Origin of the sequence: Actinoplanes sp. NPDC048988 (assembly GCF_043197815.1) — a bacterium.
Taxonomy (GTDB): Bacteria; Actinomycetota; Actinomycetes; order Mycobacteriales; family Micromonosporaceae; genus Actinoplanes.
In genome coordinates this window covers 67,110-75,493 of sequence record NZ_JBICTW010000016.1, presented here as the reverse complement: position 1 = coordinate 75,493, position 8,384 = coordinate 67,110, and the positions used below count along the sequence as shown (strand labels likewise).

Annotated in this window: 9 protein-coding genes and 1 pseudogene; 5 read left to right on the top strand and 5 right to left on the bottom strand. The window is 71.2% G+C overall.

All coding sequences use genetic code 11. The features are described from left to right. Nucleotides 1-38 precede the first annotated feature (38 nt). A complete protein-coding gene (locus ACGFJ7_RS36145; RefSeq protein WP_392646426.1) occupies nt 39-641 on the bottom strand; it encodes a hypothetical protein in 603 nt (200 codons plus the stop codon). A 62-nt stretch (nt 642-703) separates the two neighbouring features. Between ACGFJ7_RS36145 and ACGFJ7_RS36140 the strand changes: the two genes are divergently transcribed. After that, nucleotides 704-901, top strand: coding sequence for a hypothetical protein (locus tag ACGFJ7_RS36140; protein WP_360253826.1), 198 nt, complete (start codon nt 704-706; stop codon nt 899-901). 62 nt (nt 902-963) lie between these two features. On the opposite strand, the gene ACGFJ7_RS36135 is transcribed toward ACGFJ7_RS36140, so the two are convergent. Together ACGFJ7_RS36135 and ACGFJ7_RS36130 are read right to left on the bottom strand one after the other, a co-directional pair. Next, nucleotides 964-1,473 (bottom strand): hypothetical protein, encoded by a 510-nt coding sequence (locus tag ACGFJ7_RS36135; RefSeq protein WP_360253824.1) that lies wholly within the window; start codon nt 1,471-1,473, stop codon nt 964-966. A gap of 86 nt (nt 1,474-1,559) precedes the next feature. Beyond that, complete coding sequence (locus tag ACGFJ7_RS36130; RefSeq protein ID WP_392646424.1) at nt 1,560-2,357, bottom strand: hypothetical protein; 798 nt, start codon at nt 2,355-2,357, stop codon at nt 1,560-1,562. A gap of 470 nt (nt 2,358-2,827) precedes the next feature. On the opposite strand from ACGFJ7_RS36130, the gene ACGFJ7_RS36125 reads away from it, so the two are divergent. From ACGFJ7_RS36125 to ACGFJ7_RS36110, 4 genes and pseudogenes are all read left to right on the top strand, one after another. Continuing rightward, nucleotides 2,828-4,378, top strand: a complete 1,551-nt coding sequence (locus ACGFJ7_RS36125) for a translation initiation factor III (RefSeq protein ID WP_392646423.1) — start codon at nt 2,828-2,830, stop codon at nt 4,376-4,378. Continuing rightward, nucleotides 4,375-5,844, top strand: a complete 1,470-nt coding sequence (locus tag ACGFJ7_RS36120; protein ID WP_360253818.1) for an NADH-ubiquinone oxidoreductase-F iron-sulfur binding region domain-containing protein — start codon at nt 4,375-4,377, stop codon at nt 5,842-5,844. Before ACGFJ7_RS36125 ends, ACGFJ7_RS36120 begins: the two co-directional genes overlap by 4 nt. Next, nucleotides 5,841-6,359 (top strand): TlpA family protein disulfide reductase, encoded by a 519-nt coding sequence (locus ACGFJ7_RS36115; protein ID WP_392646421.1) that lies wholly within the window; start codon nt 5,841-5,843, stop codon nt 6,357-6,359. The genes ACGFJ7_RS36120 and ACGFJ7_RS36115 overlap by 4 nt, the downstream gene beginning before the upstream one ends. Before the next feature lies 1 nt (nt 6,360). Next, nucleotides 6,361-7,221, top strand: a pseudogene (locus tag ACGFJ7_RS36110) (cytochrome c biogenesis CcdA family protein); the annotation flags it as partial. On the opposite strand, the gene ACGFJ7_RS36105 reads toward ACGFJ7_RS36110, so the two are convergent. Both ACGFJ7_RS36105 and ACGFJ7_RS36100 read right to left on the bottom strand, forming a co-directional pair. Further along, nucleotides 7,129-7,374, bottom strand: coding sequence for a PspC domain-containing protein (locus ACGFJ7_RS36105; protein WP_392646563.1), 246 nt, complete (start codon nt 7,372-7,374; stop codon nt 7,129-7,131). The pseudogene ACGFJ7_RS36110 and the gene ACGFJ7_RS36105 overlap by 93 nt on opposite strands. Nucleotides 7,375-7,492: 118 nt before the next feature. Then, complete coding sequence (locus ACGFJ7_RS36100) at nt 7,493-8,212, bottom strand: protein phosphatase 2C domain-containing protein (protein WP_360253814.1); 720 nt, start codon at nt 8,210-8,212, stop codon at nt 7,493-7,495. Nucleotides 8,213-8,384 lie beyond the last annotated feature (172 nt).

Sequence of the window (8,384 nt, the reverse complement as noted above, 5' to 3'; positions counted from 1 at the left end):
GCCAGCCGAGAAGGCGGCGCCTGCGGAGAAGGCGGTTCCTAGGGGCGCCAGCCGATGTTCGTGCGCTGTGGTGGGCGTGGGGGCGGGTCGCCGGCCAGCAGGGTGTCGAGCCGGTCGTTGATGGTGGTCAGGGCCGTGGTCAGGCGCGGGTCGGCGCCGTATCGGCCGCGCTGGTCGTGCAAGGTGTCGGTCAGCTCGCGCAGGAGCTGCGCGGCTGCCGGGTCGGTCTTCTCGAAAGCGGTCAGCGCCTCGTCGATCTGGTCCCGGGCCGCGCTGAAGGCAGTGGTCAGCAGCGCGTCCAGGCGCTGCTCGGTCAAGCCGCGCAGTGACGACAGCGGGCCGGGCTGCTTCCACGACTGGAGCAGCTCGACCGGGTGCGCCTTCTCGTCGTGGTCGATCGTCTTGCGGTGCGGGACGCACAGGAGCAACAGGTTGGCGAAGGAGTCGTCCGGCGGTCCGGCGGTGTAGCGCGGACCGTCCGGGTCGGCGCCCCGGATGCGTACCGGCTCGACGTTGACCTCGGGCTCGGTGCCGAGGAAGACCATCACGGGGGTGCGGCAGCCGGGGAAGTCACAGCTGCCCTGGGAGAGCGCGACCAGGGCGGCGCGTGCTGCCGGGGTCATACGCGGGGTTTCGTCCACGATTGCCTGCCTGCCAGGGTGAGTGGATGGTTGAGGGTGGTCCGGCCGGGGTAAGAACGCACATGGCACTTCACGAGATGATCTGCGAAGCGGAGAACGCCAACGAGGTGCTCTTCGTCTGCTCCGACGACCTGTGCGGCCGCCGCGTGGTGGTCGGCAAGTCCCGGCCCCGCCTGACGGTCATCGACCGCGGCGACTTCTCCGCACGACACGTCGGCTCGCTCGGCGGTATCAGCATCGAGGGCGTCGACATCACGTAGAAAAGACCGGCCGGTTTCCTCGGGGACGCCGTTGTCCGGGAAGAAACCGGCCGGCCCGGCTTCTACTCGGGGTCCTCCACCTTGATGATCGGACCCTCGGCGTAGCCCATCATGTCGTAGCCGACGGGGCCCAGATCGGAGTCGAGGAACGTCGTGACGACGATCTTGTAGACGCCGGCCTGGATCGTGTTGCCGGGGTCGCCCTCGGGCAGCGTGAAGGCCGGCACGGTCAGCTTGGCCGCGTACCTCTCGTCCTGGCTGAAGAACGGGCCGCGCACCGGCACCCGCACCTCGCCGAGGGACACCTCGTCGCCCGGGCCCTGGGACTCGGCGAACGCCGTGACGACCCAGTCCTGCGTGCGTACCGACAACGCGGTCAGCCAGAGCGGCACCAGGTTGCCGAAGACGCGCCAGCGGACCTCGATGTCGAACGGCTTCGCGCGGTTGACGACGAGGTTGGACTTGCCGAGCGTGGGCCTCTCGGTGATGCCGACGATGCCGAGGAACTCTCCCTCGATGGCGGGGTCGGTCGGCCCGGTGGGTGGGATGTTGGGATCGAAGCGATCGGTCATGGCGATGCTCCTTTGCATCAGGAATCGATGCGAACGTAAGCCCATCGGGTGACCGCGGTCAGCCGGATCAGCGACACGAAGCGTTATTACCGCCGGCGTGGCGCTGTGTAGAAGCCGGTCGGCAACTCGGTCGCCAGGGCCGCGGTGCGGCGGTTGCGGGCGCGCAGCCGCAGCAGCATGCCGACGCCGAGGAAGACCATCAGCGCGCCGATGATCAGCCCGATGCCGAGCACGCTGGTGCTGCTCGACGCCGGCACCAGGGCGGCCGATGACGGCTCGGGATCTTCAGTGACCACCGACGCCTCTTCTTCCTCCGGCGAGGGGGGAGCGGAAGGGGCGGCCGAAGGCGACGCGGAGGGTGACGCCGACGGTGACGGCGACGTGGAAGCGGCCACCGGCGTGACCACCTGGGCCTGGGAGCCGATGGTGCTCAGCACGCGGCCGGTCGCGTCGAGGGCGCGGGCCGTGAAGGTGACCTCGCCGTCGTCCGGGCCGGTGAAGGCGACGGTCCACTGCCCGGTCACCGTCCGGTCGCGGCAGAGCTGACCCGGGTCGAGCCGCTCGTCGACGATCTGCGCCGCGTCGTTCTCGATCGTCGCCCGTACGCCGAAGTCCTGATTGTTCTCGACCCGCCCGACCCGGATCTGGTCGAGGCTGACGCCCTTGGTCTCGACGGTGAGCGCCCAGCGCACCTTGATGCAGCGCCGGCTCTCGCGCTCGGTCGAGACGACCGCGGTGAGGGTGCGCGCGGCCTTGCCGATGGTGAACGTCGCGGGCGCCTGGCCGAGCTTCACCGAGAAGCCGTCCACGTCGGCGCGCGCCGGCGTCGCGAAAAAGCCGATCGCGACCAGCGCGACAGCGCCGGATGCCGCCAGGTGTCGCATGCCGATCATCTCCTTCCGCGCGGGCGTCGACACGCCTCGCGCGCTGAAGGGTTCGCAGGCGGGCGCCGAAAGGTTCACCGGGTGGCTCGGGTCACTCCGTACGGGAACCTTAAGTTTTCCTTAGGTCTTTGTTGCTTGGGCGTGTCTGCGCAGCTCAGGGCCGCTTTGCCGAATGTGACTGCCAAGTAGCCGACAAAATCGCCGCCCAGTGTTCATCCGAACCCGCGCCCGGCACGTAGATGGGGGATGGGCAGGGACCGGAGCGACACCGGCCGCTGCCCGAGACCAAGAGCACGGGGCACTCCCCACGGGTGCCGGCGTCCCACCGCCCACGGGACGTGACCGCTGCGGAGAACGAGGAGTCAATGGCCAAGACGAAGAACAAAGAGCGATCCGCCAATCGTGTGGCCGTCGATGTCGGAGCTACCGGAACGAAACCCGCCTCCCGGGGCGCGGTTGTCGTACTCACCGTGAGCGTGCTCGCGGCGATCTGGGCGGTCGCGATGATGACCGCGCCGGGACGCGTCGGCTACTACTACTTCTTCATCTACGCCGAGTTCTACATGGGCGTGGTGGCGCTGGTCTCGCTGTCCATCACGATCATGATCGGCCTGGTCGCCACCGACCGGCTGGTGCTCTCGATCCGGCAACGGGTGCTGCTGCAGTCGGCCCACCGCACCACCGGCGTGATCGCCGTGGGCGCGCTCTTCGTCCACGTCTGGACCAAGGTCGTCGAGGAGCACATCGGCATCATCGACGCCTTCATCCCGTTCCTCGCGGCCGGCAACAAGCTGTACATCGGCCTCGGCACCATCTCCGGCTGGCTCATGGTGCTGGTGATGTGGACCGGCATCGCCCGGTCGCGCTTCGTCGGCCGGGGCAAGCCCTGGATGTGGCGCTCCATCCACGCCATCTCGTACCTGATGTGGCCGATCGCCCTGGTGCACGGCCTCTCGGCCGGCCGGCCCGCGGCGACCTGGGTCATCGTCAGCTACATCGTCTGCATCCTCGGGGTGCTCATCGGCCTGGCCGTACGGCTGTCGGTGAGCCTGAACCGCAACAAGGACTTCGCCTCGCAGGCCGGCGCCGGTGGCCTGAAGCCGGTCGGCACGCTGGTGCCGACCAGCTCGCCGGCGATGAAGCGGCCGAGCCGCCGCGAGCGGGCTCCCGAGCCCGAGCCGCAGACGCTGGGCCCGGTCGCCGTGGTCGACACGTTCCGCCCGGTCACCCCGCCGCCCGCGCCGCCGGTGGACGATCTCCTGGTTCCGGCCGCCCGCTTCGACGAGCCGACCGGCATGATGGTCCGCCCGGACTTCGAGGACGAGATGCCGCGGGGACGGCGCCGGGTCGAGGACGAGATCGAGTACGACGAGCCGCGCGGCCGCCGCTACGCGCCCGAGGACACCGGCACCCGGATGCGCCTGGACGACACCGGCACCCGCATGCGCCGCGCCGACTACGAGGACACCGGCGCCCGGATGCGCCGTGACGATCTAGAGGACACCAGCACCCGGATGCGGCGGGTCGAGCGGGACGACCGCGGTTACTACGACGAGCCGACGGCGCCCCGCCAGCGCCGCTACGCCGACGAGGACGACATGCCCGCCCCGCGCCCGTCGCGGCGCCGCGGCGACATGCCGCTGACGGACGACCGGGACTACGACGACGTGCCCCGGCAGCGTGGCCGGTACGCCGACGACGAGCCGCCCGCCCGCCGGGCCGCCTACGACCGCGAGATCGACGACGCTCCCCGCGGCCGGCGGCGTGACCGTGGCGCCGACGTCGACCGGGCCGACTCCGGCCGGCACAGCCGCAGTGGCTTCGTCGAGTTCGGTGGCGACGACGAGACGCCGACCCTGGTCGACATGGCGTCCCGCCGCTCCCGGAGGGAAGACCGTGACCTGCAGGAACCCGTACGCGTCCAGGCGGGCCGGGGAGCTCGCCGCGACGGCCGCGGCCGGGCGGACGACGAGGTGGCTGACGACGCGTACTGGTCGCAGCTGCGAGGGGAAGCGAATTGAGCGCGTCGCAGGTTCCGCCGGTCACCGCGATCGGCACGCCGCGGATCACCGCGGGCTTCGACGAGTACGGTCGGCTCGACCTGCTCGCCCACCAGGAGGTGCACGGTGGCTTCGCCGCGCTGTCCTCGGGCGAGCTGATCGGGCTGGCCGACCGGATCGAGCTGCGCGGTCGCGGCGGGGCGGGTTTCCCGTTCGCCCGCAAGGTCCGCGCGGTGCTCGACTCCTGCCGGCGGCAGGAGCTGCCGCCGGTGATCGTGGTCAACGCGACCGAGGGTGAGCCGCCGTCCTGGAAGGACAAGGCGATCCTGACCCGCGGCCCGCACCTGATCCTCGACGGCGCCGCCCTGGCCGCCGCCGCGCTGGACGCCGAGGAGATCGTCATCGGCATCGCCGACGACGGCATCGGGCAGGAGTCGCTGACCGCGGCCCTGGCCGAGCGGCGCATGCCCTGCCCGACCCGGATCGTCACGGTGCCGCACCGCTTCATCTCCGGTGAGGGCGGCGCGCTGGTCCGCGGCATCAACGGCGAGGCGCACATCCCGCCCGGCCGCAAGGTCCGCTCGAGCGACAACGGCGTGATGGGGCTGCCCACCCTGCTCTCCAACGCCGAGACGTACTCGCAGCTGGCGATCGCGGCCCGGCTCGGCCCGTGGGAGTACAACGCGGTCGGCATCCCCGAGGAGCCGGGCACGGTCATGCTGACCGTCGGCGGCGCGTCGTCGGCCCCGGCCGTGGTGGAGGCGCCCACCGGCACCCCGCTGATGGACGTGCTCAACATGTGCGGCGCCGACATCGGTCCCGGCCTGCTGGTCGGCGGCTACCACGGCAAGTGGATCACGGCCGAGGCCGCGAAGACGGTGACGATCTCACGCAAGGGCTTCGCCGGGGTCGGCGGCACGCTCGGCGCCGGCATGCTCATCCCGATCGGCTCCAAGACCTGCCCGCTGGGTGAGGTCTCGCAGGTCGTGCAATATCTGGCCGGCGAGTCGGCCGGGCAGTGCGGCCCGTGCCGGCTCGGCCTGCCCGACCTGGCCCGCGCGGTCACGCTGGTCTCGCTCGGCGGCAACGCGGTCGAGAACGTCCGCCAGGCGGCCGGTGTGGTCAAGGGCCGCGGCGCGTGCAGCCACCCGGACGGCACGGCCCGCTTCGCGCTGTCGGCGCTGGAGGTCTTCGCCAAGGACGTCGAGGCGCACACCAACGGCGAGGGCTGCGGCAAGCAGGTCCGCGGCATCCTGCCCCTGCCGTACACGGCGGAGCAGGGCGCCCGGAAGCTGGCCGTGGACTGGTCCCGGTGCGACGGTCACGGCCTGTGCTCGGCGGTCGCCCCCGAGATCATCCGGCTCGACTCGAACGGCTTCCCGGCGTTCCCGCAGACGCCGCTGCCGCCGTGGCTGGAGACGGGCGCCCGTAAAGCGGTGAACGTCTGCCCGGCGCTGGCCCTGCGGCTGACCGAGGCGACGAAGTGAGGCGGCGCGCCGTCCTGCTGGCGGCGGCCTCGGCCCTGCTCGCCGCCGGGTGCGGCGCGCCCGAGAAGACAACAGCGGCCTGGGATCCGCCCGGCGCCGAGGCCAGGGCGGTCCCGGCCACGCTGGCCTTCACCGGCAAGACCATCGACGGCAAGCCGTACGACGGGAGCCTGCTGGCCGGTCGGCCGGCGATCCTGTGGTTCTGGGCGCCCTGGTGCGCCACCTGCGCGAGCGAGGCGCAGAGCGTCCGCGACCTCGAGGAGCAGTACCGCGGCAAGATCAACTTCCTGGGCGTGGCCGGCATGGGCGACAACAAGGCCATGCACCAGTTCGTCGACGACTTCGAGCTGCGCACGGTCCCGCACCTCGACGACCAGGCCGGCGTCATCTGGAAGAAATTCAAGATCGCTGAGCAGAGCCTGTACGTCGTCCTGGACGACAAGGGCAAGGTCCGCAAGACGGGCTACCTGGACGATCTGCAGCTGACCGCCGAGGTCAAGTCCCTGGCGGTCTGAGATGCTGCTGGCGCTGACCGCGGGCATGCTCGGCGCGGTCAACCCCTGCGGCTTCGCGCTGCTGCCGGCGTACCTCTCGGTGTTGATCGCCGCCGGCACCGAACGGCCGGTCCGCCGGGCCCTGATCTGCAGCGCGGCGCTGACCGCGGGCTACGTCCTCGTGTTCGGCGCGTTCGGCCTGGTGCTGGCCCCGATCGCCGGGGTGCTGCGGCCGCACCTGCCCTGGCTGACCGTGGTGCTGGGCCTGGCCCTGGCGGTTCTCGGCGGGTGGCTGCTCGGCGGCCGCTCGCTGCCCGCGCCGAGGGTCCGGGCGCCGCTGGTGTCGGGCTCGGTGGGCTCGACGCTGCTGTTCGGGATGGCGTACGCCGTGGCGTCGCTCGGCTGCGCGGTCGGCCCGTTCCTGTCGCTGGTCGTCTCGAGCCTGCGCGCGGGATCACTTGCTGAGGGTGTGCTGCTCTTCCTGGCGTACGGCCTGGGAATGGGCCTGATCGTCTCGGCCACCGCCGTGGCCGTGGCGCTGGCGCGCACCGGGCTGATCACGCGGACGCGCCGCCTGCTGGGCGTGGTGCCCCGGCTCGGCGGCGCGATCCTGATCGTCTGTGGTCTCTACGTGGCCTACTACGGCTGGTACGAGCTCCGGCTGACCGGCGATCTCCGGCTCGCCGGGACCGACCCGGTGATCAACGCCGCCGGCGAGGTGCAGCGGTGGCTGAGTGATCTCGTGGCCGGCGCCGGCGCGGTCCCGTTCGTGGTCGCCGTCGTGCTGCTGTCAGGCGGCCGGCGGATACGGCGTCGCGTAGACGGGCTTCTCCGACGGCATCACGATCCACAGGATCGGGTAGACGAGGATCTGGCTGCCCGGGATGGCCAGCAGGACCACCACGAAGAGCAGGCGGGCGAGCCAGGGGTCGATGCCGAAGCGGCGGGCGAGACCGGCGCACACGCCGGCGATCATCCGGCCCTCCCGCGGACGGGTGAGGCCCTGACGGGACAGGCTGTCGTGCACGGCGTTCATTGAACTCTCACATTCCCTCGAAGAGGTCGTCGATGTATCCATCGTCGGCCTTTTCGCGCCCGCCGGACATCCGGAAGTCCCCTGGGGAGACCCTGATCCGCCACCCTGAGAGAGCTGCCTAGCCTTCGGTGACGTCGGCGACGATCACGGTGACGTTGTCGGGGGCGCCGTTCTCCAGCGTGCGGTGGACCAGCTCGGCCGCCGCCGTCTTGCGGTCGGCGTTGTCGAGCAGGGTCTGCCGGATCACCGCGTCCTCGACGTAGTCGCTGAGGCCGTCGCTGCACAGCAGGAAGCGGTCGCCCTCCTGCACCGGGATCATCCGGCCGGTGGGGCGGAACGGCCCGCCCTGCACCGCCTGGGTCACCAGCGCCCGCTGTGGGTGGCGGCGGGCGTCCTCGGCGCTGAGCACGCCCTGGTCGACCAGCGCCTGCACGTACGTGTCGTCGCGGGTGATCTGCTGCATCTCGCCGTCGCGGACCAGGTAGCAGCGGGAGTCGCCGACGTTCAGCGCGGCCACCCGGTCGCCGGCGAGCATGATCGCCGTGACCGTCGTGCCCATCCCGTCGCGGGCGTCGTCGTCGGCGACCGCGGCCTCGATCCGGCCGTTCGCCGTCTGGAGCGCGGCCAGCAGGTCCTGTAGCGGCTCACCGGTGTCGGGCACGTCGTCGACCACGGCCAGAGCCTGCACGAGGATATCGCTGGCCAGCTCACCGGCGGGGAGCCCACCCATGCCGTCGGCCACCACGAGCAGGCGGTTACCCACGAAGACAGCGTCCTCGTTGTTGGACCGCACCAGGCCCTGATCGGTGGCAGCGACCGCCCGGACAACAAGCGTCATGCCGATAAGACTGCCAAAGGCCGAAACGGATGTCTCTAGTACCTCCCACCAAGCCTGGATGACGATGGCCTAGTGTTGGACGATTTGCCCATCGCGTGGCGGTTCCTCCGCCGTGACCGGTGTCCCCCGTGAGCGGTACAGAGGATGCGTCGTGCGGGGTGGCGAGACAGGC

Coding starts and splice junctions, on each gene's coding strand:
- ACGFJ7_RS36140 (WP_360253826.1), top strand. CDS start 704: ATGGCACTTCACGAGATGATCTGCGAAGCGGAGAACGCCAACGAGGTG.
- ACGFJ7_RS36135 (WP_360253824.1), bottom strand. CDS start 1,473: ATGACCGATCGCTTCGATCCCAACATCCCACCCACCGGGCCGACCGAC.
- ACGFJ7_RS36100 (WP_360253814.1), bottom strand. CDS start 8,212: ATGACGCTTGTTGTCCGGGCGGTCGCTGCCACCGATCAGGGCCTGGTG.
- ACGFJ7_RS36130 (WP_392646424.1), bottom strand. CDS start 2,357: ATGCGACACCTGGCGGCATCCGGCGCTGTCGCGCTGGTCGCGATCGGC.
- ACGFJ7_RS36105 (WP_392646563.1), bottom strand. CDS start 7,374: ATGAACGCCGTGCACGACAGCCTGTCCCGTCAGGGCCTCACCCGTCCG.